The sequence below is a fragment of the Telluria sp. AC161 genome (assembly GCF_979258535.1).
This window is the reverse complement of the sequence record NZ_OZ409861.1, coordinates 235,446-261,114: the sequence shown is the minus strand read 5'-3', so window position 1 is coordinate 261,114 and position 25,669 is coordinate 235,446. Positions and strand designations below refer to the sequence as shown.

Sequence of the window (25,669 nt, the reverse complement as noted above, 5' to 3'; positions counted from 1 at the left end):
GTTCCTCACCGGCATCGACACCATGACCCGCGCCTTGTCCCTGAACCTTCTTGCAGCAGGCTTGCTGTCACTGTCTGCGTTCGTCGTGGCGCCAGCGCCCGCCCACGCCTGCGAGCGCGTCTACCCGCAGGCCAATGGCGACGACCGCACGCGCCACGTGCGCCTGTCGGCCGGCTGGCCCGATGCGCAGATCCTGCAGAACCTCAAGCTCAACCTCGACCGGGCCGATGTGAAGCGCACCGAGAGCTCGGGCGCGGTCAGCATCCAGTACACGTACTTTCACAAGACGGTCGTGATCACGCGCTCGGCCAGCAAGGGGGTCGAGGTGCAGCTATTAGAGAAGGATCGGGAGAAGCTCGTCTGGCAGCTGGGAGTGTGCTGAAAGTGTACGGAGCGAGGACTTGCGCCTCGCCCCATGCCCCCGTCAGGCGGCGACGATCTTGCGGTTCGCTGCGCCCGGCAACATGCGCAGCGTCTTGCCGACGACCGCCTTGTACGTTTTCGACGTGACCGTATCGACATAACGGTACTCGGCCCGTGTTTCGGTCGGCGTGACCGTCAGCACGACAAAGCCGCGCGACGCCGTCTCGGCATATTGCAGCGGGCCGATCAGCTGCTCCATGCCGCCCGCGACGATGGCCGGCGCGACAGTCGGGAAATAGCTTTCGAAACCAGGCGAGGTCACGGCCGGCACGCCGAATTCGACGCCCACTGCCCGCCCCTGCTGGTCGGCCAGGTCGCTGGCCCAGGCATTGTGGGTGTCGCCTGCCAGAACCACCATGTTCTTGTTCAGCGTCTGCGCCATGTTCAGCACCGTCTCGCGCGCGGCATGGTAGCCATCCCAGGCATCGAGGTTGTACGGCACCGGCGTGGCCGCGAGCAGCTGCTGTTCGGCGGCGCTCAGCGCCACACCGGCCTTGACCTTGGCAGCGATCGCGAAGTACGCCGCATAGCCCGTCGTGCCCAGCACCATCGGTGCCGGCAGCAGCATGCGCGCCATCAGTACCTGCTGGCCCAGGATCTGCCAGGTGGCAGTCGACTTGGTCATCTGGTTGCGCAGCCAGGCAGTCTGCTCCGTGCCCATCAGCTGGCGCGCCGGGTTCGTCACGTCGGCAGTGAAGGCCGCGCTGTTGAAGCTGCGGTCGGCGCCGACATAGCTGGCCAGGGCCAGCTGCTTGTCGCGACCGATCACGCGGGTGTCCAGCATGTGCAGCGACAGCAGGTTGCCGAAGTCGAACGAGCGGTAGATCCTGTCCGGGCGCGCGGCATCCGGCACACGGATCGGCATCCACTCGTGATACGCCTGGATCGCCATCTGGCGCCGCGCCGACCACAGGCCTTCCGTGGCCGGGTCGTGGTTCTCGGCGCCGCCGCTCCAGGTGTCGTTGGTCAGTTCATGGTCATCCCAGACGGCGATGAAGGGCATACGCGCATGCACCGCCTGCAGGTCGGGGTCGGTGCGGTATTGCTGGAAGCGGATCCGGTAATCCGTCAGCGTGATGATCTCGGTGGCCGGCTTCGACACGCGCCCCAGGGTGCCCGCGTTCTGCGAGGCATAGCCGCCGGCGGCGTATTCGTAGATGTAGTCGCCCAGGTGCAGGCCGACATCGATATCGTCGAACCTGGCGGCATCGGCATACACGTTGAAGTAGCCGGCCGGGTAGTTCGAGCAGCTGAACACGGCAAAGCGCACGCGCGAGACGCTGCCCGTTGGCAGTGTCTTGGTACGGCCCACCGGCGAGAGCTGGCCGTAGCAGCCGAAGCGGTAGAAATAGCTGCGGTTGGCCGTCAGGCCGGTTGCATCCACTTTGACCGTGAAGTCGCTGGCGCTGCCGGTGCGCAGGCTGCCCGAGGCCACCGTACGCGAAAAGTCGCTCGTCTCCGAGATCTCCCAGCCGACATCGATGTCGGCGGTACCGGTGGCCGTGATGCGCGTCCACAGGATGACGCGGTCGGCCAGCGGATCGCCGCTGGCCACGCCATGCGCGAAGCTGACGGTGCGGTCGTCGCCATCACCGCCGCAGGCCGCGAGCGGGAGGGTCGACACGGCGACGGTGCCGAGGGAGAAGGTACGAATGAAATTGCGGCGTGAGGGCGATTGGTTCATGGGATGGCAGTTGGTAAAAGTGAAAGACGGCAAATCTTAGCCAGCGCCGATGACGCTCTGATGACGTGGGCGATGCATGGGGCATGAAGTGCCGGGCGTGAAAAAACGCCCGGCCGGACAGGCCGGCCGGGCGTGCCAATCACATGCGTGATCAAGCCTGCTTGCGTTTTTTCAGTCCGACGATGCCGGCCAGACCCAGGCCCAGCAGCGCCAGCGAATGTGGCTCGGGCACTGGCGTGGCCGGGCCGAATACCTGGTCGCGCACGGTGACGGCGATGTCCGGATAGTTGGTGAACACGCCATCCACACCGAGGTTGTAGGCCGCCTCGTAGCTGGCCGGGTTGTTCAGGAACGTGTACGGCGTGACCGTCATCCCTGCGTCGTGCGCGGCCTGCACGCAGGCTGCGCTGAGCTGGCCCGCCGATGGACCGATGCCGTCGGCGATGGCGGCGACCGCAGCCGCCCCTGCTGCCGTGGTGGGGCACACGCCCAGATAGCTGACCGGGATGGACGAGTTGGCATTCAGGTATTCCACCTGCGCTGCGTTGAAGGACTGCGTCAGGGCGCGGCCGACTGTCGTGAAGTAGCCGTTGTACTTTGCATTGGTCAGGCCTGCCAGGATGGCTTCCGCCACCTCCAGCCCACTTTGCTTGGCTTCCGGGAAGACGCCGATGGCGACACCGGTTTCCAGGAAATGGTTGTAGGCCAGGTCGAGGAAGGCGTCGTAGGACGTGAAGCTGTACGACATGGCCGGGTTGAAATAAGTCTTGTCGGTGCAGTAGCCATTCGCGTTGCGGCACGTCACGGACAACTGCTCGAGCTGCGCCAGCGTGAATTTGCGCACATCGTAGGTCCCGTTGCTGGAACGCAGGGCGGCGATCTCGGGATGCGTGGCGGCGAATGCGACGACATTCGTCGTGGCGTTCAAAGTGCCGTCATGCAGCATCACGGCCTTGTTGTCGGCGGTCAGGTAGACGTCGCCTTCGATATAGTCGGCGCCCATCCGCATGGCCAGTTGATAGGACTGCACGGACTCTTCCGGCAGATACCCGCTGGCGCCGCGGTGGGAAATGACCAGCGGACGCTCACCGGTGAGCGTCGACACCGGCATGGCATGGGCGGCGACCGGCGCGAACAGCATGGCAGCAAGCGGCAACAGTCCGAGATGCGACGTTTTCATAAAAGCAAACCCTCTTCAAGTGTGATGAGTTATTTCGCGCCACGCATGACGGGCGAGCGCATCAGAAGTTGTCAGCGCCATATCGGCGGGTCTGACGGGGGGATGCTAATTCGGCATGATGACAGTGGCATGAATTCGCGTGCCAATGTGTTGCTGACGACGCGGCGTTGCAGCTGTCACTGTCGCCATCAAGGTCGTGTAAGAAATATCCTACAAGACGAATTTACGCGTTAGACTCGTGGGGAAGTGATGAACATCCCCTCCAGTCCGTCCTGGACCATGCATGAGTAAATGGAATAGCCTGCAATTATGGAAGAGTCCCTGCCGGCGTTCGCAGAAAAACCCACCACATTACTATCCAAATTAGGACCTGGCCTGATCACCGGCGCAGCAGACGACGATCCGAGCGGTATCGCAACCTACTCGCAGGCCGGTGCGCAATTCGGTTTCGGGTTGCTGTGGACGGTGATATTTACCTATCCGCTGATGGTCGGTATCCAGATTGTCAGCGCACGTATTGGCGTGGTGACGGGGCATGGTTTGGCCACCAATATCCGGCGCCATTATTCGAAGACGTTGCTGTATGCAATCGTCATGCTGTTGCTGCTTGCAAATATCATCAATATCGCCGCCGACATTGCGGCAATGGGCGACGCCCTGCGGCTGGTAGTGGGCGGCCCCGCACATGTGTACGCGATCGGCTTTGGTGCATTGTCCGCCGTGCTGCAGGTGATGATTCCGTACACCCGCTATGTGCGTATCCTGAAATGGATGACGCTGGCGCTACTGGCGTACGTGGTGACCGTGTTTGTCGTCAGGGTGCCATGGGCCACAGTCGCAGTCGGCTTGATCACATTCCCGCACCTGCCCTGGAAAGCAGCCTACGTCACGACGATTGTCGCGGTATTCGGCACTACCATCAGCCCGTACCTGTTCTTTTGGCAGTCATCGCAGGAAGTCGAAAACCTGCGTGCGATACCCGACGCGCGGGCCCTGAAATATGCGCCGGCCGCAGCGAAGGCAAGCCTCGACCGTATCAAGGTCGATACCTATATTGGCATGGGTTTTTCAAATGCGGTGGCATTCGCCATCATGCTGACCTTTGCCGTGACGTTGCACCTGCACGGCATCACCGATATTTCATCCTCGGCGCAGGCGGCCGAAGCGCTGCGGCCGATTGCCGGCGAATTCGCGTTCACCCTTTTTAGTCTTGGCATTATCGGCACCGGCCTGCTGGCGATTCCCGTGCTTGCGGGATCGGCTGCCTATGCGATGGCGGGCACCTTTGAATGGAAGAACAGCTTGCAGGACAAGCCGGCCGTGGCGCCGCGTTTCTACGCGATCATCGTTCTGGCGACGCTTCTCGGGGTGGCGCTGATCTACGCACCCATCGACCCGATCAAGGCGCTCTACTGGAGCGCCGTCATCAACGGTGTCGTTTCGATCCCGATCATGGCCGTGATGCTGCTGATGGCAGCGCACCACGACGTCATGGGCGCGTTGACCATCTCCCGACGCTTGAAAGTCCTTGGATGGCTATGCACGTCGGTGATGGCGCTCGCTGTGGCGTGCATGTTTGCCCTCGCCTGAACGGGCGTGCCCGTTACCGGCCAACCGCTGCTGCAGCGGTCTTGCCACAATCGCTTCCCAGCCATTTTCCGGTGCCGCTCGATTTCTGGCTGATGTCTGCGCCGCCCGGCCCCGGTACGGTAGTAACTGATTCAAACCGATACGATGTCTCGCTCTCGGCCGTCACGACGGCGTCGACCTTCATCCGGGGCTGGGCACAGGTCATGCTCACATTCATCCCGCCGGCGGTTGGTGTCATTTTCTTGATGCAGGAATCCGCGCCTTTTTTACCGAACAAATCGAAGTCGTTGATGTTTTGCCGGGTAATGCACTGTCTCGTGCGCAAACCATTGCCATTGAGTTCGGTGCCATTCGCAGCCAGCATCTTGTCGATCTGCGCGCGCTGCTCGGGCGTCATCATGGCCATCTGGCTTTTCATCATTTCGAGGTAGCCCCCCAGCGGGTTGCCACTCGCCTTGTCGGGCAGCGCCATATCGATCTGCCACAGCCCGGGTTTGATGGTCGGTTGCTGCGCGAATGCCTGCCCTGCACAGAGGCTGGCGAGGGCAAAGACGATCTGTGTGGCGTGTTTCGTTCGCATACTGGCTCCTGATAGGTGGGATGTTTCAGTGTATGCGATTCGGGCAGAGAGCGAATTCTGAGGTTGTGCAATCGATGCGATGCAAGTAACTCAGTGTCGGGTGACAGGCAACGCATACCTTCGATCCGATGTCCTGGGCGGCGCCAGGTCCCGATGAGGATTACTTGCCCACGGTCTCTGCACGCTTGCTGAACACCTCCTTGAAAACGGGCATCGCGGAGAACACGTTTGGCCAACCGGCATAGAACGCCAGCTGCGTCAGCATTTCCCCCGCTTCTTTTTCGGTCAGGCCATTGTCCATGGCGCGGTTCAGGTGGTAAGTGATTTGCGCCACCTGACCGGACGTCACCAGGGCGCTGACCGTGACCATACTGCGATCACGCGGTGCGAGCCCCGGACGCAGCCAAAGGTCCCGGAACAACGCCTCGGTCGTGTACTTCACCACGCCTGGCGAAACCTGCCCGAAGTTCTCTTCGACAGTCCTGGCGCGCTTTTCCTCTGCTTGTTTGTCCAGAGGCAGCAACGCGACCCTTGCCGGAGGCAGTTGCGACACATCGATCTGGCGTTGGGCAAACACGGCTTGCGCGGCACTTGCGGCCCCGCTTGCATTGGGCCAGCCCGAATAGAAAGCGAGGTGGGTGATGATCTCCGCTATTTCGCCAGGCTTGACCCCGGCGTCGAGAGCCCGGGCCAGGTAGGAAGGCAGTTCCGCTGTCGCGTTTTTGGAAACGAGTACGGCAATGGTGACAAGCGACCGGTCACGTTGTGACAGGTCCGGGCGCTTCCATACGTCGTCAAATAACAGTTTTTGGGTGTAGTTGTCGAATGCTGGTGCAGCCATGAGTACTCCTTTGGTTGGCGGTGTTGAACCGGGCGCACTTGTGCGCGGCTGCGCACTTGCATCGCCCGACATGGCGAACAAGCTTGCGCAGCCAAGCAATGCAAGAGCGAGCCCGCTGTTTGGCATGACGGACTTATTGCGCGTACTGTTCATCGCTGACTTTCTCCAGCCACTCGACGGTTTTGCCACCCACCGCATCCTGGATGGCGATATGGGTCATCGCCGTGGTCGGCGCAGCGCCGTGCCAGTGCTTGACGCCTGGCGGGGTCCAGATCACGTCACCGGGACGGATATCTTCCGCTTTGCGGCCCCACTGCTGAATCCGTCCCACGCCGGATGTCACAACGAGGACCTGCCCTGCAGGGTGGGTATGCCAGGCCGACCGGGCGCGTGGTTCGAACGTGACTGCGCCGGCCGAGGTGGTAACCGGCGGGTGTGCGCCAAACACCGGGTCGACCCGGACGTTACCGGTAAAGTTTTCCGCTGGCCCTTTGATTGATGCCTGGCTGCCGGCGCGGGCAATCGTCATTTCGCCGGGTCTGGCGTCGGCGCCTTGCGCTGCAGTCCCTGGCTTGGCCTGTCCTGTCGCAGTTTGCGAGAAAGCAGGTGCGGCAAGAAAGAGCGATAGTGTTGCTATGATGATAGGTTCATGGATTTCCCTGTGACCCGATGATGCTGTTAAAAATCGCCGCTCGATGGCATGACCGTTGTAGAAGGTGCTCATCTGACGACGTCGGCAGATGCCGATGCAGGACCTGAACCGGGCAGCGCAAATGCCACGATGCTGTTGCCGAGCTTTGTTTTCAGCGCCACTTTTCCGCCTGCGGCGATGACGACGAATTGACGGCCACTACGCGGCCCCCGATATGTCATGGGCGACGCGTTGGCGCCGGCTGGTAGCCGTGCCTGCCAAAGCTCGCGCCCGGTGCGCAGATCGATCGCCCGGAGCGTCTTTTCTGCGGCTGCGCCAACGAATATGAGGCCGCCGCGCGTCGTGACGGTGCCACCCGTGAGTGGCGTCCCGATCGTCAACGGCACCATGGATGGGATGCCCAATGGACCGGAGTCGCGCGCCGATCCCAGCGGCTTGTGCCAGAGCAGCGCACCGGTTGCCAGATCGACAGCGCCGATCTGCCCCCAGGGTGGCGCATTGCAGGGAACGCCAAGCGGCGAAACGAACGTTGTCCCATAGGAGGCATACGGCGTATTGAGCATGGGGCGTTCTGCATCGCCGCCCGAACTCTGACCGTCCATGAGTTTGAACTTGCGTCGTATTGCCTCGGCACGTGTCAGAATTTCGACCCGGTCGGCAGTCTGCATCCACGTCACCACCATGACGCCACGATCGAGGTCGATCGAGACACCGCCCCAGTTGATGCCGCCTGCAGAGCCGGGATCGAACAAGGTTGGCGTGTCGAGCGTGGATGGCGTCAGGTGGCCTTCGTAACGCGATTGACGGAACTGCAGGCGGCACAGCATCTGGTCGATCGGCGTGACCCCCCACATGTTTTTCTCCACCAGCGTCGCCCCTCTGAACGCCGGCAACCGGATGGAAGCAGGTTGCGTCGGTGACAAACGCTCTCCGGGAGCAACGGAACCCTGCAATGCAGCCTGCTCTTCGACCGGGAAAATCGGCTTGCCATTGGTACGATCAAGAACGAAGACCTCGCCACGCTTGGTGGCCTGGATCAGCGCATGGCGCACACCGTCGGGGCCTGGCAGGTCAACCAGGGTCGGTTGGGCCGGTACATCGTAGTCCCAGATGTCGTGGTGCGTGGTCTGGAAACTCCAGCGCGGCCGGCCTGTCTCGGCGTCCAGGGCAAGGACGGCGTCACCATACTGGTCGTCGAGCGCGCGGCGCTGTCCGCCATAATTGTCCGGCGTGGCGCTTCCCATCGGCAAGTACACCAGACCAAGTGTTTCGTCAGCACTGATCGGCGCCCAGCTGTTGGGTGACGATGGGGTATAGACGTCGCCCTCGGGCGGTGCACCGATACGCTCGGGATGCCCGGGATCGAGCGCCCACGCCAGTTGTCCGGAGACAGCATCGAATGCACGGATGACGCCCGAAGGACCGCCCCAGAACTGACCGTCCGGTATGCCGCCGCCAACCACGATGTTGCCGCGGATGATCTGGGGCGCCGAGCTGACATAGAACTGCCCGCGCGGATACTTGCTGATGTTTGCGTTCAGGTCGACGAAGCCTTGCTTGCCGAAGCCCGTGCACGCCTTTCCGGTGTGAGCGTCCACCGCGATCAACGCTGGCGTCTGGCTGGCGGCAATGATGCGTTCCGCACAGGCGCCTGTCGCATTCGGTATCCGGTAATACGAAACGCCGCGGCACGGTTTGCCTGACGCAGGCACGCCACCAGACATGTCGTAGCTCCACCGTTTGGTGCCATCTTCGGCGTCGAGCGCCACGACCTGATTGAATCCGCTACAGGCATACAGCATGTCGCCCACCATGATGGGGACCGTTTCCAGGCCATTTTTCGGTCCTGGCGACATGGGGCCCGTATCGGCTGTCCACGCGACCTCCAGTTTGTCGACATTATCGACGTTGATCTGGGACAAAGGGCTGAAGCGGGTACCGGCCTGGTCGTTGCCGAAAGCCAGCCAATCCGTACGGTCGGCTGCGCCCGTTGCCTTGGATGCAGCGGAAGGTACCTGGGCCTGCATTCCCCGACGCATCCAGGGTGGCGCGGGATCCGGCCCTGCAGCGGCGTGGATTGCCGTCCCGGCAACTGCGGCAATGGCAAAGACGCCGACGCCTGCCAATGCACCACGGCGTCCTGATGTGGCAGCCGTCACCGCTGCCATGTCGGGAGACCGCCGTACGGCCGGCAACAGCAGGAGCAGGCCCATGGCAAACGGCGCGCCCAGCCGTGGGACCAACGCCCACCCATCGAAGCCGACTTCGCCGATACTCCACGCCAGCGTGAGTGCCAGGACAAGCGCATAAGCATGGATTGCATGGGGATGACGCCGCACCACCATCCAGCCGATTGCGACGAGTGCCGCCCCGCTCAGGGCGTAATAAGCCGAGCCGTTGGCCAGCAACAAGCGCACCCCGCCGATCAGCAGTACGAATCCGATGAGTGCAAACAGGATTGCCATGCCATGACGAATCCAGCTGTTCAATCTTGGTTCCTTGGGTAGGGTCATGATCGTTTTGCTGCCTGCTGCGGTTTGGGAAGTGCCTGCGCCGTGACGAACGTGCGCGCACGGAAGACGGCGCCACCCTGCCCGCCTGCACCGTCGCTGGCGACGATATACACCTCGTTCGTTCCAGGCTTGAGGGCCAGACTCGCCGATTTGAGGTAATGGCCTGCATCGCGCCCCGGCAGCAGGATCTGGCCGATCGGAATGCCGCCCTGACTGAAAACGAGTACCCTGCCCTGGCCATTGAGCGCCACGTAGACGTTGCCCTCGACGTCGACCCGCATCGAGTCGGGAGCCGGCCCGATGAAGCGATACACCACTGCCACCCCGAGACTGGACACGGTTGCAGGCGTTTCCAGGGTAATGCGCAGAAGGCGGTTCTGGCCAAATTCCGTCACCCACAGATACTTGCCGTCCGGGCTCAGCGCGATGCCGTTGGCCAGTGCAAGGCGTTGCACGATGGGCGTGACGGTACGCATGTCCGGTGCCACGTAATAGACCCCGCCAGTCGGATCGAACGCCGTGCCTTTGAAGTCGGTGAAATAAAATCCGCCATGCCGATCAAGTACCAGGTCATTCGGCACGTAGGCATCGGCCGTTACCGCTACTTTGTTGAATTCATGGCGGCCAGATTCGATCACACCCAGCATGCCGCGCTTGCGGTCTCCCGCAGCTGCAACGAAAATGCGCCCGTCCGGGTGGATGGCCAGGCCACCCGCGTGTAATCCGGCTTGATGCAGTAATACCGAGATGCGCCGATTGGCGTCGAGGCGCACGATCCTGCTGCCACCGACATCGCACACCAGCAGGTTGCCTTCGGTGTCGAACAGCGCGCCTTCAAGCGCCGTATCGGTGTCGATGACCTCTGCCCACTTTTCCGCAACCGCAGTCGGTATGTTGCGTTCTGCGGAAGGAATGGGCACCGGGCCCGTCATGCGCGGATCCCGGCGCAACGCAAGCGGGTCAGGGGCGGTTTGCGCAAGCGCGGGACAGGAGACGACAACCATGCCACCCAGCGCGCCAAGCAGCATGGATCTTTTTTTCAGAGAGCAATGTGTAGGCATCATTTCACTTCGAAGATGGGCTGCTTACGCCACAGGCGGCAAACCATCAAGCAGTTTGTCCAGCGTGACCGGATATTCCCTGACCCGTACGCCAGTCGCGTTGTAGACGGCGTTGGCGATCGCAGCAGCAACCCCACTGATGCCAAGTTCGCCCACGCCTTTTGCTTTGAGCGGCGCAATCGTGGGGTCTGTTTCATCAAGGAAGATTGCATCGAGGTGAGGCACATCGGCATGCACTGGCACTTCGTAGCCTGCAAGATCATGGTTGACAAAAAAACCGACGCGTTTGTCGACGACGAGTTCTTCCATCAAGGCGGCCCCGATACCCATTGTCATGCCACCGATCACCTGGCTACGCGCGGTCTTGGGATTGATGATGCGACCGGCCGAACAAACGGCAAGCATGCGCCGCACGCGGATTTCACCGGTGGCGGCATCGACGCCTACTTCCACGAAATGGGCGCCGAACGTCTGGATTGCATAACGCTTGGCCAGGTCACCATATTCCATGACATCTTCCCCAACCAGGTCGCGCCACCTTGCAGCATGGGTCAATGGCACGCTGCGATTGCCGACGCGTACCAGGCCACCGGCAAACTCGGCGGTCGCAGGATCCAGTTCCAGTTGTTTTGCCACCGCTTCGCGCAATTTGACGCAGGCCGCATACACGCCTGCCGTGGAAGACGCTGCACCCCACTGCCCCCCTGAACCGGCAGACTCGGGAAAGTGCGAATCGCCCAGGCTGACGCGCACCTTGTCGATGCCGACGCCCATCATCTCTGCTGCCGTCTGGGCGATGATCGTGTAGCTGCCCGTGCCGATATCGGTCATGTCGGTTTCCACTGTGACGATGCCGCGGTGGTCGAGGCGGACCCGTGCTGCTGACTTCGTAACAGGTGCACCGCGGATGGCAGAGGCCATGCCGATGCCAACCAGCCAGCGACCGTCACGCCGGCTGCCCGGTCGTGCATTGCGTTCGCTCCAGCCAAACTGCTTCGCCCCGGTTTCCAGACACTTGACGAGCTGTCGCGTTGAAAATGGCCGCTTCGGGTCTTCCGGATCGACCTGGGTATCATTGAGGATACGGAACGCCACGGGATCGTGACCCAGTTTCTCGGCCATCTCATCCATCGCAATTTCAAGTGCCATCATGCCGGGCGCTTCGCCGGGCGCGCGCATCGCACTTCCCTCGGGCAGGTCCAGATGCGCAAGCCGCAGGCGCGTCATTCTGTGCGGGCCGGCATACAGCAGCCGGGTGGCTGCAGTGGCCGCTTCCGGCCTGCCGCCTTCGATGTTGCCAGACCAGCTTTCGTGTCCGATGGCATCGATCTTGCCGTCGCGAGACGCGCCGATCCGTACGCGCTGGATCGTGGCGGGCCGGTGCGTCACATTGTTGAACATGAGCGCGCGCTGCAGCGTTACCTTGACTGGGCGCCGCACCTTGCGCGCGGCGACGGCGGCAAGAACTGCATCCGACAGAATCGTTCCCTTGCCGCCGAACCCGCCGCCGATGTAGGGTGTAATGATGTGTACGTCTTCCTTGGCAATGCCAAGTGTTTTGGCCAGATCGCGTACGCCCCAATTGACTTGTTGAACCGAGGTCCACAGCGTCAGCTTTTGTCCTTTCCAGACAGCGATGGTCGCATGGGGTTCCATCATTGCATGTGACTGGTCTGGCGTCGTGAAATGCGCATCGAGCTTGACGGCCGCCCTGGCAAAAGCGCCTTCAAAATCCCCCACCGACGTCTCGGCCGGTGGCGAATACGGGCCTGGCTTCGGGGGCGGTGCGCCATCTTTCGCAGCGGCCAGATCGAATACGCCGTTGCCACGTCGGTAGTGCACCCGCACCAGTTGCGCAGCTGACCGCGCCTGCTCGAAGGTCTGCGCGACAACAATCGCGACCGCTTGGTGGTAATGATCCACATCAGGTCCGGCCAGAGCCCGCGCCGCATAAAACTCGCCCTTGTCCAGCTTGCCTGCGTTGTCGGCGCTGATCACGGCCAGCACTCCCGGCGCCCGGCTGGCCGCCCGCGTGTCGATCGCTTCGATTGTTCCCTTTGCAATCGCGGCGCCAATGACGTAGCCGTACACGGCGTCCGGCGCCGCCTCGTGCTGTTCATAAGCATAGGTGGCGGTGCCAGTGACCTTGCGTGGGCCATCTACCCGATCGGCTGGATGACCAACGACCTTCATCTGGTCGATGGGATTGGTTGTAGCGGGGGTATCGAATTTCATGACTGTGTGCTCCTTGCTTGCGCCAGCACCGACGCGAGGGTGCGCTCGGCCAGTGTCAACTTGAATGCGTTTTCAGGGGTCGTCCTGGCGCCTGACAGCAGCTGGGCCATGCCGGCCTTGTCGCCACTGGACATGGCGCGTTCGGCTGCCTCTACTCGCCATGGCATGTGAGCCATTCCTCCCAGTGCAATGCGCGCAGTGCCATCCGCTTGCACGATGGCGCCGACCGAGATCAACGCAAACGCATAGGATGCGCGGTCGCGTACCTTGCGGTAGATGTGCGTGCCCCCAATCGGTGGTGGCAGCGTGACGGCAGTGATCAGTTCACCGGGCTGCAGCGTGTTTTCGACATGGGGCGTGGTGCCGGGCAACCGGTAGAAATTTGCGATAGGGATCGTGCGGCTTGCGCCGCCTGCGTTGACTGTCTCGACTGTCGCGTCAAGTGCGCGCATGGCCACGGCCATGTCGCCCGGATAAGTTGCAATGCATGCGTCGCTGGCGCCCAGCACGGCATGCTGACGGCTGTAACCACCGATCGCGCTGCAACCGCTGCCAGGACGGCGTTTATTGCATGCCTGATTGGTGTCATAGAAATACGGGCACCGCGTCCGTTGCAGCAGATTGCCGGCTGTCGTCGCTTTGTTGCGCAGTTGCGCGGATGCACCGGCAAGCAGTGCACGGAACAGCAGCCCATAGTCGCGCCGCACTAACTGATGGGAGGCCAACGCCGTGTTGCGCACCAGTGCGCCAATGCGCAGTCCACCATCGGCCATGGGTTCGATCTTGTCGAGTCCCAGTCCATTCACATCGATCAGGTGAACCGGCGTTTCAATCTCCAGCTTCATCAAATCGAGCAGATTCGTTCCGCCTGCAATGTATTTCGCGCCAGGGTGTCGGGCAGCTGCAGATGCCGCTTCGGCTGCAGAATGGGCGCGCTCGTAGGTAAAGGCTTTCATGGCTGCCCTTTCACGACTGTTGCGCCCGCGACTTCCGTGATGGCGTCGATGATGTTCGAATAGGCGCCGCATCGGCAAATATTGCCGCTCATACGCTCCCGCAGTTCGTCTGCACTCAGCACCGGCCTGGTGGTGAGATTGGCCGTTACGTGGCTTGGAATATCTGCCTTGATTTCGTCGAGAACTGCCACGGCCGAACAGATCTGGCCTGGCGTGCAATAGCCGCACTGGAAACCGTCATGCTTGACGAAGGCTTGCTGCATGGCGTGCAGGCGCTGAGGCGTCCCCAGCCCTTCAATCGTGGTGATACTGTCGCCATCGTGCATGACAGCAAGCGTCAGGCAAGAATTGATGCGCTGTCCATTGACGAGTACGGTGCATGCCCCGCACTGCCCCTGGTCACAGCCTTTTTTCGTGCCAGTCAGGTGCAGGTGCTCACGCAGCGTGTCGAGCAGCGTGGTACGGGTATCGAGTTCGATGCGATGTGTCGTGCCGTTGACCTGGATCGCCACCGTTGCCGGCGTACCTGACCCGGTATGTTGTGCCTGCGCGTTGGCCTCGATCGGCAGCATGCTGACCGCGGCTGCGGCCGAGCCGGTGACAAGAAATTCTCGACGTGAAACTGCCAGCTGTTCTGGATGGTTCATGGGTGCGGTATCCAATTCGTTTTGAGTGTTCAATGATTGGGAGCCTTGATCGTTTCATCGACGATGCATTCAATTCCCCTGGCAAAGCAAAGTACGTTTGTACGAATATGACCAGCTTGCGGGGCGCACGATTCAAACGGTATCCTCATCCTCCTGATTTATTGCCTGATCCTCTGACGAGCGTGAATTCGGTAGGCATGGCCAGTCACTCGTCTTATCCTTGAATAAAATAAATCCAGTCAAAAATTATGAATTCGTTGGCTCAAACGTCTGTTCTCTCCCCGGATCCTTCGCCGAGCCGGCGTGACGCACTCAGGATGCAGTTGGTCGAACGCGTCATACCACTGGTTGGCGCCGAGCCGAGTTTTTCGACCTCCATCCCCGGTGTGACGCTGTATCGCTATGTCGCGCCTACAGTGCCAGACTCCGTTACGTATGAGCCAAGCGTGGCTGTGGTCCTGCAGGGGAAGAAACGGGTGATGCTGGGGCCCATCCGCTTTGATTACGATGCGTCGCATTTTCTGATTACCTCGATCGATCTGCCGGTGACGAGCCAGGTTGTAGAGGCCAGCCCGGAAGCACCTTATTTGTGTATCAGGCTCAAGTTGGACATGGGCGTTGTCCGGGAGATGCTCGCAGGGGTGTCGGCGACTATTACGGGAATGAACAACAGCGAACCGGGCATGACGACGGCGGAAACGACCGCAGAAATGCTCGATGCATTTTCGCGGCTGATTGATCTTCAAAGTGTGCCAGCTGAAATCCCTTTCATGAGCGCGTTGATTGAACGTGAGATTATTTTCCGCATTCTTCAAAGCGCCGAAGGGCAACGCCTTCGCGCGATAGCGACATCAGGCGACAACAGCCAGCAGACAGCCAAGGCGGTTGAATGGATCAGGGATCATTTCACTGAACCTCTTCGTATCGACGAACTTGCGCAAATCGCCTGCATGGGCGTGTCTACGCTGCATCATCACTTTCGCCTCATGACCTCGATGACGCCACTTCAGTACCAGAAAAAACTGCGTCTGCACGAAGCCCGGCGGCGCATGCTGACAGACGGCATGGATGCTGCAAGTGCAGGTTTCGTCGTGGGGTACGAAAGTGCCAGTCAGTTCAATCGCGAATACAGCCGTGCTTTCGGCAAGCCGCCGCTGCGCGATGTCCGGTCACTGCTGGCAGTCGGCAATGGCCTCGCCACCTGATCGAATCGTCTTTACCACTAAGGGGCAGAAATGACATTCATGACCAATTCTTTTGAGCGAACTGGCGCTAATCTGCAGCGGATTTCCTTTGGAGGAATCCGAAACCTTATTGCGGCTATGAGTTCGGCGATCATGCTGACACTTTCCAGCACAACCTATGCCCAGGCGCCAGCGGCCATGATGGTACGCATATCCGAGATTGAAATTACTGCGGGTCAACTAGATCAGTACAAGGCAATATTGGCAGAAGAGGCCGAAGCGTCAGTGCGACTGGAACCTGGTGTCATTGCGATTTTTCCGATGTACGAAAAAGAGAGCGATACGACATTCAGGATTCTCGAGATTTATGCAGATCGCCGGGCGTACGAGTCGCATTTAACGACGGCCCATTTCCAAAAGTACAAATCCACAACATTGCCCATGGTTAAGTCGCTGAAGTTGGTCGATATGCAGGCGATCGACGCTAAGACCATGGGCCGCATGTTTACAAAGATGAAGGTCAGTGCCGAGTGAGTCAGGCGTGATGATTTACGGATGTGGGTGCGTTCACGCACGGCGCGGCCCGTACCACACGCCTAATCTCGAACTCCCGATGTCACTGCTCGTCGCGTTGCCACAGGCAACCGAGCTATTCAAGAAAGGTTATTCCAATGGAATCGAAGCAAGCAACACTGCACCGCATGGTCACCCCGGAACATACTTGCCCATTCGGCGTCGCATCACTCGACTTGTTGCAACAGGCGGGTTACCAGGTCGAGGATCATCAATTGACGACCCGGAGCGAAGTCGATTCGTTCATGCAGGCCGAGGGTGTCGAGACGACGCCGCAGACTTATATTGACGGCAAGCGCATTGGCGGGCATGAAGAACTCACCGCTTTTTTAGGCGAGAAGTAAACGCCAGCCGCCTGGCGGGCGCCAGGCGCCCACCGGCTTATGCCGGACCGCCGGCAACCTTCGCCAGCAGGATCACATCGCTCGATTCGATCAACGCCGGTATCTGCTCCGACAGCATCCGCAGATGTGGCGTCGCAAGATGCCGGTCAAGGTCGGCCTTGCTCCGCCACTCCTCGGTGAACACGAAGCGTCGTGGATTGGCGATATCGCGGTTCACCTGGTAGCTGATGCATCCTTCCTCGCGCAGCGTCGGCTCGACAACGCTGCGTAACAGTGTTTCCAGTTTCTCTTCCAAACCGGGCTTGGCAACAAAAATAGCAACGACGGGCAAGGTCATGGTGGTCCCTGAAAGTGAGCGACCGACAAGATTATCACAATGGCGCTGGCAGAAAGTTCCGCGACCGGCGCTGGGCACAAATCGACGGTCCAACTGCAAAACGCTGGCCTCGCCAGCACGTTTTACGCCTTCCTTCTATACTGGCCGACCGCCGCGGCGCAGACCGCGGCTTGACCCCTACGTTAAGAAAACGAAAAATCCATGGCAGCCTTGTTTACCCCGTTCACCCTCAAAGACGTCACGTTGCGCAACCGTATCGCGGTGCCGCCAATGTGCCAGTACACCGCCAATGACGGCTTCGTCAACGATTGGCATCAGACGCACTACGCCAGCATTGCCCGCGGCGGCGCCGGCCTGGTGATCGTCGAAGCGACCGCAGTCTCGCCCGAAGGCCGGATTACCCCGGGCTGCACCGGCCTGTGGAACGATGCACAGGTCGAGGGCATGGCCCACATCGCCGCCCGTATCAAGGCCGCAGGTTCGGTCGCCGGTATCCAGATCGGCCACGCCGGCCGCAAGGCCAGCGCCAACCGTCCGTGGGAAGGCGATGACCATATCCCGTCGGACGATGCGTATGGGTGGGACACCATCGCACCGTCGGCGATTGCCTTCGGCAAGAACCTGCCGAAAGTGCCAAAGGAAATGACGCTGGACGACATCGCGCGCGTCAAGGCCAATTTCGTCGACGCTGCCCGTCGCGCACTGGCTGCCGGCTTCGAATGGCTCGAACTGCACTTTGCTCACGGTTACCTGGGCCAGAGCTTCTTTTCGCCGCACTCGAACAAGCGCACTGACCAGTACGGTGGTGATTTCGCCGGCCGCAGCCGCTTTTTGCTCGAGACGCTTGAGGCCGTGCGCGAAGTCTGGCCAGCCAACCTGCCGCTCACCGCGCGTCTTGGCGTCATCGAATACGATGGCAACGACGAGCAAACCGTCAACGAGTCGATCGAACTGATTCGCATGATGCGCCAGCGCGGCCTGGACATGCTGAGCGTCAGCGTCAACTTCACGATTCCGGATGTGAATATCCCGTGGGGTCCGGCCTTCCTGGGTCCGGTGGCCAAGCGCGTGCGTGACGAAGCCGGCATCCCGGTCGCGTCGGCATGGGGCTTCGACGGTCCGCACCTGGCAGAACGCGCCGTGGCCGACGAACAGCTGGATCTGGTCATGGTCGGCCGCGCCCACCTGGCCAATCCGCACTACCCGCTGGAAGCGGCCAAAGAGCTGGGCATCGAGCGTCCGACCTGGGTGTTGCCGGCGCCGTATGCGCACTGGCTCGAGCGTTACAGCATGCAGAAGTAAGCGTGTTTCGGCAGGCAGGGAGCGTTGCCCTGACTGCCGAACCGTTGTGCGACTAGCGATTGGGGCGCTTGCGTTTCCTGCAGCGCCTGCCTCGCGCCACCCGCTCGAAAACCTCACTACAATCGGTTGACCGATCAGCAACGAGGAGCATCATGAGCATTCATCCCGAACACGACCTCAATCCCGGCGACGATGCCGAACCCGGCACGCCCGGTACCGGCGAGGACGTCTGTGACGCCTGTGCCGGCAAAGGCACACTCCCGGACGGCAAGGCCTGCCCGCAATGCGGCGGCAGCGGGCATGTGACTGTGGGTATTGGCGGGGGCTAAGCGCCTCGCCTGACATAACCTTGCAGCGCGGGGCGTGCCAGACGCATCGCCCCGTGCTGCCAGTGTTTTACTGCGGTGGCTGACCGTTCGACGCCATCAAGCCCGCATCCACCGGCAAGTTCACGCCAGTGATAAGGCGCGCATCGTCGCTCGCCAGGAACGCCATCGCGGCTGCAACGCCATCCGGATCTTCCGGCGCGCCCAGCGGCATGCGCTCATTGAACTTGGCGACCAGCTCGGGCTTGCTGACCATATCCTTCGTCAACCCGGTGTCAGTAAAGCTTGGATTGACCGCGTTCACGCGCACCCCGTCCTTGGCCGCATCCATCGCCATTGCGCGCACCATATTGCTGACCGCGCCTTTCGACGTGTTGTAGGCAAACATTTCCCAGTCACCGCCCAGTCCCGACACCGACGACGTCATGACGATCGATCCGCGTGTCTTGACGAGTTCGGGCATCGCCGCCTTGGCCATGTGATAGTAGCCAGTGACATTGACGGCCATGACGCGCGTGAAGTCTTCTTCGCTCGTGGCCATGATGTCGCCGTCCGTCGCGATGCCGGCATTGTTGATCAGGATGTGCAGGCCGCCGAAGCGCTCGATGGTGGCCTTGACAGCGGCTGTCGCGGTGGCCTTGTCGGCGGTGTCACCGACCTGCACGAGCACGCGATCCTGGGGAAGGCTGGCGGCAGCTTTGTCGAGTTTATCGCCATCGATATCGAGCATGACGACACGGGCGCCTTCATCCAGAAAGCGGCGGGCAGCCGACAGGCCGATGCCGGATGCGGCGCCGGTGACGAGGACGGTTTTATCGTTGAAACGGTTCATTGAGTTCCTTTCGAGGGGGCGGCGACAGCCCGGTTGCGCACGGCAAGCGGGCCATTCATCATGCCTTGTTGGTTCACGAGTATGTGCTGCCGACGATAGCACAGCGGTTCGTGCACCCCTCTTACGGTTCCAGCAGGAAAACTCCGATCGACTCTATTCGACGATGCGTTCTTCGTCGTGCTTGACGATCGGATCTTCGGTGCCGGTCCACTCGCTCATCAGGGAGTAACCCACCGCCAGCAGCACCGGCCCGATGAACATCCCGATGAAGCCGAATGCGATCAGGCCGCCCAGCACGCCGAGCAGCGTGAGCAGGAACGGCAGGCTGCTGCCACGGCTGATCAGCATCGGCCGCACGACGTTGTCGACACCGCTGATCAAGACCGCGCCCCACACCGTCATGAAGATCGACCAGCCTGTCTCGCCCTGCGCGAACAGCCAGAGCGCGGCGCCGCCCCAGACCAGTGGCGGGCCGAACGGAATCAGCGACGTCAGGAAGATCAGCACCGACAGCAGCGGCACGGCTGGCACGCCGGCAATCGCAAAGCCGATGGCGGCGACGATCGCCTGGGCCAGCGCGGTGCCGAGCAGGCCGTACATCACGCCGCGCACCGTCTGGCTGACGGTGGCCTGGATCGACTCGGCGCCCTCGCCCATCACCTTGCGCATCGTGACTTCGATGATCGACAGCAGGCCATTGCCGTCGCGGTACAGGAAGAAGCTCACGAATGCGGCCAGGCTCATTTGCACGACGCCGGTGCCGAGCATCAGGCCGCCCTTGACGAGCCAGTGGCGCGCCGGCTCGAGCATGCGCTGGGCCAGCGCCAGCATCTGCTCGCGGCTGGCGATCAGGTTATTCAGATAGGTCTCGACCGACGGGCCGACCAGCGGGATGTCGCGCAGCCAGGTGGGCGGCGCCAGTTCACGGTGCTCGATCAAGAGGCGCAGTTCGCCGAAGCCACGTGCGACGTCGTCGCCCAGGTTGTAGGCGACCATCGACAGCGGAATGATGAACAGCAGCGTGAGCGAGAGCGTCATGGTCAGCGCTGCGATCGTGCGCTGGCCGTTCAGGCGCGTGAGCAGCCGCAGATACAGCGGCCAGCTCGAGATGGCGACGGCGGCGGCGAACAGGATCGCCGGCAAAAACGGCCGCAGCACATAAAGGCAGCCCAGCGTGAGCAGGATGACCATGGCGATGCGGGTGTAGTTCCTGCCGGGTCGTTGCTGCTCCATGCTGCCTCAGGGAAGTGGTATTTACGGCATCATAGCAGTTGACGCAGGTCGTGGGCGATCAGGCCCGGCCCCTGGCCATGGCGCACGAACAGGCGCAGCTGGCCCTGTTTGTCGAACACGAAACTGCCGGCCGTGTGGTCGACCGTGTAGCTGCTCGCGTCGGCGCCCGGCGCCTTGGCGTAGAACACCTTGAATTCCTTGGCCACTTTCGCCGTCGCAGCGGCGTCGCCGTACAGGCCGATGAAGCGCTTGTCGAACGCTGGCACATAGTGCGACAGCAGTTCCTGCGTGTCGCGTTCGGGGTCGACCGTCACGAACAGCACCTGCACTTCATCGGCCGACGGGCCCATTTCTTTCAGCACGGTCGCCATTTCGGCCATCGTGGTCGGGCACACGTCCGGGCATTGGGTATAGCCGAAGAACATCACGACGATCTTGCCGCGGAAGTCTTCGAGCGTGCGCACCTTGCCGGTGTGGTCGGTCAGCGTGAAGCCCTTGGCATAGTCGACGCCCGTCACGTCCGTGTTGTGGAAGGCCGGGGCTTTGTCGCGCAGCTTGTCGCAGCCGGTGGCAAACAGCGCCACGGCCGAGAACGCCGCGATGGTCAGCAGTCGTTTCATCTTGAACCCGTTATCAGAACTTGAAATAGTGGTCGACCAGCAGCGCCGCGAACAGCAGCGACAGGTAGACGATCGACCACGTGAACGTCTTGCGCGCCTGCGCATCGCTGTAGTTGCGGTGCACGCGCCACGAGTGGCGCAGGAAGACCGCATTGAGCGGCACCGCAGCCGCCAGATAGATCAGGCCGCTCATGCCGACCGCGAACGGCAGCAAGGTGGTAGCGGCCAGGCCGATCGTGTACAGCCACACCTGCAGGCCCGTGAATTTCATGCCGTGCGTGATCGGCAGCATCGGCAGGCCCGAGCGCGCGTAGTCTTCGCGGCGATACATCGCCAGCACCCAGAAGTGCGGCGGGGTCCACATGAAAATGATCAGGACCAGCAGCCACGCTTCCATCGGGACTTCGTTGGCCACCGCCGCCCAGCCCAGCGCCGGCGGCATCGCGCCCGACAGGCCGCCGATGACGATGTTCTGCGACGTGTTCGGCTTGAGCAGCAGCGTGTAGATGAAGGCGTAGCCGACGAACGTGACGAAGGTCAGCCACATGGTCAGCGGATTGACGAGCGTGTACAGCACCAGCATGCCCAGGCCGCCGATGATCGACGAAAAGACCACGGTCTGCGTCGTGCTCAGTTCGCCCGAGGCGGTGGCGCGGCGCGCGGTGCGCGTCATGCGCGCATCGACGCGCGCCTCGACCAGGCAATTGACAGCGAATGCGGCAGCCGCCAGCAGCCAGATACCGGCGGTGCCGGCGATCAGCGTTTGCCAACCCGGGAAGCCGTCCGTGGCGAGAAACATCCCGATCACGGCGCAAAATACCGCCAGCTTCGTCACGCGCGGCTTGGTCAGGGTCCAATACTGCGAGAAACGGCTCTGGGGCTTGGGGATGGCTGTCTGGGTTGTCATCAATGGGTGCTTGCGGACGCGGCGAGTCCGGGCGCTGGGACAGCGCGGGCCGCGTCGAGTTGGAACTTCACCCGGTAGTTTAACATGGTCACCAGGATCACCAGCAGCGCCGCCCCGGCGTTATGCATGACGGCAATCGCCAGCGGAAAGCTGAAATACACGGTCGCGATGCCCGTGCACAGCTGCGCCACCATGACCAGCACCAGCAGGCGGGCAGTCTTGCCCAGCACCGGCAGGCGCCAGGCGCGCCACGCCGCCAGACCCAGCACCAGCACGACGGCCAGCGCAAAGGCGCGGTGCACCCAGTGGATCGCCACCAGCGCCGAGAACGGCAAATAATGCCCTTCCATCGTCTTGCCCAGCTCGCGCCACAGGTGGAAGCCATGCTCGAAATCGAGCTCCGGCACGAGCGCGCCCTGGCAGAGCGGGAACGTGTCGCAGGCCATGGTTGCATAGTTAGTGCTTACCCACCCGCCCAGCGCGATCTGGACGGTGAGCACGACGGCAGCGAGCAGTGACAGCCAGCGCAGACTGCGCAGCCGTGCGACCAAACCAGGACCGCGAAGTGGCGCCGCCGGCTTGAGCAGCGCGTCTTCGCGGCATCCCATCCAGACCAGCATCGCCAGGAGCGTCATGCCCAGCAACAGGTGGATGGTGACGATCACCGGTTGCAGCTTGAGCGTCACGGTCCAGGCGCCGAACGCGCCCTGCACCAGCACCGAGGCCAGCAAGGCGATCGGCATGGCCGGCTGGAACACGGCGTCGTGCGTGCGGCGCCATTGTTTTACCGACGTGAACAGCAGCGCCAGGATCAGCGCGCCGATGCCCATTGCCAGGTAGCGGTGGATCATCTCGATCCAGGCCTTGGCCACCGTGACCGGACCGGTCGGCATCGCGGCTTCGGCCGCGGCGATCTGCTCGTGCGCCAGGAACGGGTTGGCTTCGCCATAGCAGCCCGGCCAGTCCGGGCAACCCAGGCCCGAGTCGGTCAGGCGCGTGAAGCCGCCGAACACGATCAGGTCGAACGTCAAAAACACCATCACCCAGACCAGCTTGCGGTATTTGTGGGCGTCGGACGACATCCAGACGATCGCCAGCGGCAGGCTGGCCACGAGCAGGCCCATCAGGCCGAGGTGTATGAGGGAAGACAGGTCCATGTGATTCTTTACCGGTAACGTGGTTCAGCCGATGGCCGATGCCTTGAGCAGTTTGGCGATGTCCTTGTAGACGCGGCCCGGTTCGGGCTGGAACGGGAAGCGCATCATGAGGTTGCCCAGCGGGTCGATCAGGTAGATATGGTCGCTCGGAGGGTGGCCTGCTTCGGTTGGCAGCCACTTGGCCACCGTCGCGGCCGGCGCGCGCAGCAATTCCATGCCGTCGTATTCGCGCATCATGACAGTGTCGAGCGGTTCGCTGTCCGTGATCAGCCACACGCGTTCCATCCGTTCCATATTCTTGCCCTGCATCGTGCGCCACTGGCGCATCGCGTACAGCTGGCGCATGCATTCATCGTCGCACTTGCCACCGCCCACGCGCAGCATGACCCACTTGCCTTTCAGGTCGGCGAGCGTGCGCGGCTGGCCGTCGAGCGTGGTCGTGGCCATCTGCGGGATCGGTAGCGTGCGTGCATCGAGGATCGTGCCGTAATTGGTGCGGTCGGTCGGCTTGACGATGTAGAAGGTAATGTACGACACGATCAGCGGCGCGGCGCAGATCAGCAGCACCAGCAGCAGCTTGAGGCGGCCGCGGCGGCGCGCGGTGTCAGGGTCAGCGAGTTGTTCTTGAGCCACGTCGAAATCCCGTCATCACATAAAAAAGAAGGGCCAGCGCCGCCAGTGCATACCACTGGAAGGCATAGCCGCGGTGTTTGTCGATCCCTGCCTCGGGCAGCGGCCAGTCACGCGCCATCAGGTCGGCCGGCGTCGCCGGCAGCGTCTGCTGCACGAGAAACGGCAGCAAGCGCAGGCCGCTTGCCTGCGCCAGTGCCTGCGGCGTCAGGTTCTGCACCGCCGCGCCCGGCGCCAGCGGCGGGCCGTCGCCCAGTTCCATCACCTTGCCGGCGGACAGGACGAGCCGTCCTTCGAGCGTGACCGGCCCGGCTGGCGTCGCAAATGTCGGCAGCTTGTCGAACTCGGCCTGGCGCGGCAACCAGCCACGCAGCACCAGCACGTGCTCGTCGGCACCCGCTATTTTAAACGGCATTGCGAGATAGAACCCGGACTGGCTCCCGCGCGGGCGGTTCGCGAGCAGGACGGGCCAGCCGGCGACGAATTCGCCGTGTACGCGCACGCGGCGAAATTCAAGATCCGGGGACGCGGCGATGGCGGGACCGAGGGAAAACGGTGGCTCGGCGGCGCGCGCCAGCTGGCGCGCCTGCAGGGCGGTCTTGTAGGCGGCCCGGTCCTGTTGCCAATTGCCGAGCATGATGCCGATGAGGGCCACAATCAGTGCTGCAATCAGGGCGACGGGGCGAAATCGGAAGGCGAAGCGCATTACAATGAATTCTCAACCTTTCGCGGGTCCATCATGAAAATCTTCGTTGCCATCGCCTTCGTCCTGATCCTGGCCAGCCTGGCGTCGGCCCTGTTCTTCATGATGCGCGACAAGGGGCGCACCAACCGCACCGTCAATGCGCTGGCGCTGCGGGTGGGGTTGTCGATCGTGCTGTTCCTGTGCCTGCTGGCGGCGCACCAGATGGGGTGGATTGCGCCGACCGGATTGCGTTGATCGGGTTGTGCTTGCTTACAGCCAGTACACCACTACGTACAGGCCCAGCCACACCACATCGACGAAGTGCCAGTACCACGCGGCCCCTTCGAAGCCGAAGTGGTGTTCGGCCGTGAAATGCCCGCGCAGCACTCGGTACAAAATTACCGACAGCATGATCGCGCCCATCGTCACATGGAAACCGTGGAACCCCGTCAGCATGAAGAAGGTCGAACCGTAGATGCCCGACGTGAGCTTGAGGTTCAGGTCCTGGTAGGCGTGCATGTATTCATACACCTGGAAGCCCATGAACACGGCACCCAGCAAAATGGTCGCGGCCAGCCAGAACGCGGTCTTGGCGCGGTGGCCGGCGCGCAGGGCGTGGTGCGAAATGGTCAGCGTCACGCCCGACGTCAGCAGCAGCGCCGTGTTGATGGTCGGGATCGGGAACGGCCCCATGGTGCGGAAGCCCTCGACGATGCCGGCCGGTCCGGTATTGCCCCAGTGCGCCGAAAAATCAGGCCACAGGATCTGGTGATCGAGGTCGCCCAGCCACGGCATCGAAATCACGCGCGCATAAAACAGCGCGCCAAAGAACGCGCCGAAGAACATCACTTCCGAGAAAATGAACCAGCTCATCGACCAGCGGAACGACAAATCGATGCGCTTGCCGTACAACCCCGATTCGGATTCACCGATCGCTTCGCCGAACCAGAAGTACAGCACGACGAGCATCGCGACGATGCCCGTCAGGCACACGGGCATCGCGAACGGCAGCCCGTTGACCCAGCCCGACGCGCCGGCCATCGTCACCAGCATCGACAGGCCGGCCAGCAACGGCCAGCGCGAGGGGCCGGGAACGAAGTAATAAGGCGCGGCGGTCGTTGGCGAAGCTGGTTGTGACGAACTCATCTTTATCTCCTCGGGCGATGCTGTTGATTGT

The 25,669-nt window shown here is 62.0% G+C and carries 27 protein-coding genes; 8 read left to right on the top strand and 19 right to left on the bottom strand.

Features of this window, described 5'->3' with window-relative positions; genetic code table 11:
* The first annotated feature begins 22 nt into the window (after positions 1–22).
* Positions 23–382 (top strand): hypothetical protein, encoded by a 360-nt coding sequence (locus ACZ0AJ_RS01215; protein ID WP_499453413.1) that lies wholly within the window; start codon positions 23–25, stop codon positions 380–382.
* A 42-nt stretch (positions 383–424) separates the two neighbouring features.
* Here the strand turns inward: ACZ0AJ_RS01215 and ACZ0AJ_RS01210 are convergent, their stop codons facing one another.
* Positions 425–2,107, bottom strand: coding sequence for an alkaline phosphatase D family protein (locus ACZ0AJ_RS01210; RefSeq protein WP_499453411.1), 1,683 nt, complete (start codon positions 2,105–2,107; stop codon positions 425–427).
* A gap of 151 nt (positions 2,108–2,258) precedes the next feature.
* Entirely contained in the window at positions 2,259–3,287 is a 1,029-nt protein-coding gene (locus ACZ0AJ_RS01205) for a glycerophosphodiester phosphodiesterase (RefSeq protein WP_499453409.1), read from the bottom strand.
* A 309-nt stretch (positions 3,288–3,596) separates the two neighbouring features.
* Here ACZ0AJ_RS01205 and ACZ0AJ_RS01200 point away from each other — a divergent pair, with 309 nt between their 5' ends.
* Positions 3,597–4,877 (top strand): Nramp family divalent metal transporter, encoded by a 1,281-nt coding sequence (locus tag ACZ0AJ_RS01200; RefSeq protein WP_499453407.1) that lies wholly within the window; start codon positions 3,597–3,599, stop codon positions 4,875–4,877.
* A 13-nt stretch (positions 4,878–4,890) separates the two neighbouring features.
* Here the strand turns inward: ACZ0AJ_RS01200 and ACZ0AJ_RS01195 are convergent, their stop codons facing one another.
* The 8 genes from ACZ0AJ_RS01195 to paoA all read right to left on the bottom strand — a co-directional run bounded on the left by ACZ0AJ_RS01195 (position 4,891) and on the right by paoA (position 14,362).
* Complete coding sequence (locus tag ACZ0AJ_RS01195) at positions 4,891–5,457, bottom strand: DUF3617 domain-containing protein (RefSeq protein ID WP_499453405.1); 567 nt, start codon at positions 5,455–5,457, stop codon at positions 4,891–4,893.
* Positions 5,458–5,617: 160 nt separating this feature from the next.
* The gene (locus tag ACZ0AJ_RS01190) at positions 5,618–6,298 is read right to left on the bottom strand and encodes a carboxymuconolactone decarboxylase family protein (protein ID WP_499453403.1); all 681 of its coding nucleotides are present in this window, start codon (positions 6,296–6,298) and stop codon (positions 5,618–5,620) included.
* Between the two features lie 133 nt (positions 6,299–6,431).
* Positions 6,432–7,022: a (R)-mandelonitrile lyase gene (locus ACZ0AJ_RS01185; RefSeq protein WP_499453401.1), complete on the bottom strand. Its 591-nt coding sequence runs from the start codon at positions 7,020–7,022 to the stop codon at positions 6,432–6,434.
* On the bottom strand, positions 7,019–9,463 hold the full coding sequence (locus ACZ0AJ_RS01180) for a membrane-bound PQQ-dependent dehydrogenase, glucose/quinate/shikimate family (RefSeq protein ID WP_499453399.1): 2,445 nt from the start codon (positions 9,461–9,463) through the stop codon (positions 7,019–7,021). Before ACZ0AJ_RS01180 ends, ACZ0AJ_RS01185 begins: the two co-directional genes overlap by 4 nt.
* Positions 9,460–10,491, bottom strand: a complete 1,032-nt coding sequence (locus ACZ0AJ_RS01175; RefSeq protein WP_499453397.1) for an SMP-30/gluconolactonase/LRE family protein — start codon at positions 10,489–10,491, stop codon at positions 9,460–9,462. Before ACZ0AJ_RS01175 ends, ACZ0AJ_RS01180 begins: the two co-directional genes overlap by 4 nt.
* Positions 10,492–10,548: 57 nt before the next feature.
* Positions 10,549–12,759, bottom strand: coding sequence for an aldehyde oxidoreductase molybdenum-binding subunit PaoC (gene paoC, locus ACZ0AJ_RS01170; RefSeq protein WP_499453395.1), 2,211 nt, complete (start codon positions 12,757–12,759; stop codon positions 10,549–10,551).
* On the bottom strand, positions 12,756–13,715 hold the full coding sequence (locus tag ACZ0AJ_RS01165) for an FAD binding domain-containing protein (protein WP_499453393.1): 960 nt from the start codon (positions 13,713–13,715) through the stop codon (positions 12,756–12,758). Before ACZ0AJ_RS01165 ends, paoC begins: the two co-directional genes overlap by 4 nt.
* On the bottom strand, positions 13,712–14,362 hold the full coding sequence (paoA, locus tag ACZ0AJ_RS01160; RefSeq protein ID WP_499453391.1) for an aldehyde dehydrogenase iron-sulfur subunit PaoA: 651 nt from the start codon (positions 14,360–14,362) through the stop codon (positions 13,712–13,714). The genes ACZ0AJ_RS01165 and paoA overlap by 4 nt, the downstream gene beginning before the upstream one ends.
* A gap of 317 nt (positions 14,363–14,679) precedes the next feature.
* On the opposite strand from paoA, the gene ACZ0AJ_RS01155 reads away from it, so the two are divergent.
* The 3 genes from ACZ0AJ_RS01155 (at position 14,680) to ACZ0AJ_RS01145 (ending at position 16,463) form a co-directional block, all read left to right on the top strand.
* Positions 14,680–15,567, top strand: coding sequence for an AraC family transcriptional regulator (locus ACZ0AJ_RS01155; protein WP_499453389.1), 888 nt, complete (start codon positions 14,680–14,682; stop codon positions 15,565–15,567).
* Positions 15,568–15,606: 39 nt separating this feature from the next.
* Positions 15,607–16,080 carry a putative quinol monooxygenase gene (locus tag ACZ0AJ_RS01150; RefSeq protein WP_499453387.1) on the top strand — a complete coding sequence of 158 codons (474 nt, stop codon included), beginning with the start codon at positions 15,607–15,609 and terminating at the stop codon, positions 16,078–16,080.
* 137 nt (positions 16,081–16,217) lie between these two features.
* A complete protein-coding gene (locus ACZ0AJ_RS01145; protein WP_499453385.1) occupies positions 16,218–16,463 on the top strand; it encodes a glutaredoxin domain-containing protein in 246 nt (81 codons plus the stop codon).
* Positions 16,464–16,500: 37 nt separating this feature from the next.
* On the opposite strand, the gene ACZ0AJ_RS01140 is transcribed toward ACZ0AJ_RS01145, so the two are convergent.
* Positions 16,501–16,800, bottom strand: coding sequence for a putative quinol monooxygenase (locus ACZ0AJ_RS01140; RefSeq protein WP_499453383.1), 300 nt, complete (start codon positions 16,798–16,800; stop codon positions 16,501–16,503).
* A gap of 201 nt (positions 16,801–17,001) precedes the next feature.
* Here ACZ0AJ_RS01140 and ACZ0AJ_RS01135 point away from each other — a divergent pair, with 201 nt between their 5' ends.
* Entirely contained in the window at positions 17,002–18,102 is a 1,101-nt protein-coding gene (locus ACZ0AJ_RS01135) for an NADH:flavin oxidoreductase/NADH oxidase (protein WP_183557035.1), read from the top strand.
* A 152-nt stretch (positions 18,103–18,254) separates the two neighbouring features.
* Positions 18,255–18,431 carry a hypothetical protein gene (locus tag ACZ0AJ_RS01130; protein ID WP_499453381.1) on the top strand — a complete coding sequence of 59 codons (177 nt, stop codon included), beginning with the start codon at positions 18,255–18,257 and terminating at the stop codon, positions 18,429–18,431.
* 67 nt (positions 18,432–18,498) lie between these two features.
* On the opposite strand, the gene budC is transcribed toward ACZ0AJ_RS01130, so the two are convergent.
* The 7 genes from budC to ACZ0AJ_RS01095 form a co-directional block, all read right to left on the bottom strand.
* Positions 18,499–19,260 (bottom strand): meso-2,3-butanediol dehydrogenase, encoded by a 762-nt coding sequence (budC, locus tag ACZ0AJ_RS01125; RefSeq protein WP_499453379.1) that lies wholly within the window; start codon positions 19,258–19,260, stop codon positions 18,499–18,501.
* A gap of 153 nt (positions 19,261–19,413) precedes the next feature.
* Positions 19,414–20,493 (bottom strand): AI-2E family transporter, encoded by a 1,080-nt coding sequence (locus tag ACZ0AJ_RS01120; protein WP_499453377.1) that lies wholly within the window; start codon positions 20,491–20,493, stop codon positions 19,414–19,416.
* A gap of 29 nt (positions 20,494–20,522) precedes the next feature.
* The gene (locus tag ACZ0AJ_RS01115) at positions 20,523–21,113 is read right to left on the bottom strand and encodes an SCO family protein (RefSeq protein WP_332533013.1); all 591 of its coding nucleotides are present in this window, start codon (positions 21,111–21,113) and stop codon (positions 20,523–20,525) included.
* A 13-nt stretch (positions 21,114–21,126) separates the two neighbouring features.
* Positions 21,127–22,020 carry a heme o synthase gene (cyoE, locus tag ACZ0AJ_RS01110; protein WP_258836573.1) on the bottom strand — a complete coding sequence of 298 codons (894 nt, stop codon included), beginning with the start codon at positions 22,018–22,020 and terminating at the stop codon, positions 21,127–21,129.
* Positions 22,020–23,177: a COX15/CtaA family protein gene (locus ACZ0AJ_RS01105; protein ID WP_499453374.1), complete on the bottom strand. Its 1,158-nt coding sequence runs from the start codon at positions 23,175–23,177 to the stop codon at positions 22,020–22,022. Before ACZ0AJ_RS01105 ends, cyoE begins: the two co-directional genes overlap by 1 nt.
* A gap of 24 nt (positions 23,178–23,201) precedes the next feature.
* The gene (locus tag ACZ0AJ_RS01100; RefSeq protein WP_499453372.1) at positions 23,202–23,810 is read right to left on the bottom strand and encodes an SCO family protein; all 609 of its coding nucleotides are present in this window, start codon (positions 23,808–23,810) and stop codon (positions 23,202–23,204) included.
* Entirely contained in the window at positions 23,788–24,513 is a 726-nt protein-coding gene (locus ACZ0AJ_RS01095; RefSeq protein ID WP_499453370.1) for an SURF1 family protein, read from the bottom strand. The genes ACZ0AJ_RS01100 and ACZ0AJ_RS01095 overlap by 23 nt, the downstream gene beginning before the upstream one ends.
* Positions 24,514–24,546: 33 nt before the next feature.
* Between ACZ0AJ_RS01095 and ACZ0AJ_RS01090 the strand changes: the two genes are divergently transcribed.
* Positions 24,547–24,747 carry a twin transmembrane helix small protein gene (locus ACZ0AJ_RS01090; protein ID WP_183557020.1) on the top strand — a complete coding sequence of 67 codons (201 nt, stop codon included), beginning with the start codon at positions 24,547–24,549 and terminating at the stop codon, positions 24,745–24,747.
* 15 nt (positions 24,748–24,762) lie between these two features.
* Here ACZ0AJ_RS01090 and ACZ0AJ_RS01085 read toward each other — a convergent pair whose 3' ends face one another.
* A complete protein-coding gene (locus ACZ0AJ_RS01085; protein ID WP_332533008.1) occupies positions 24,763–25,638 on the bottom strand; it encodes a cytochrome c oxidase subunit 3 in 876 nt (291 codons plus the stop codon).
* Positions 25,639–25,669 lie beyond the last annotated feature (31 nt).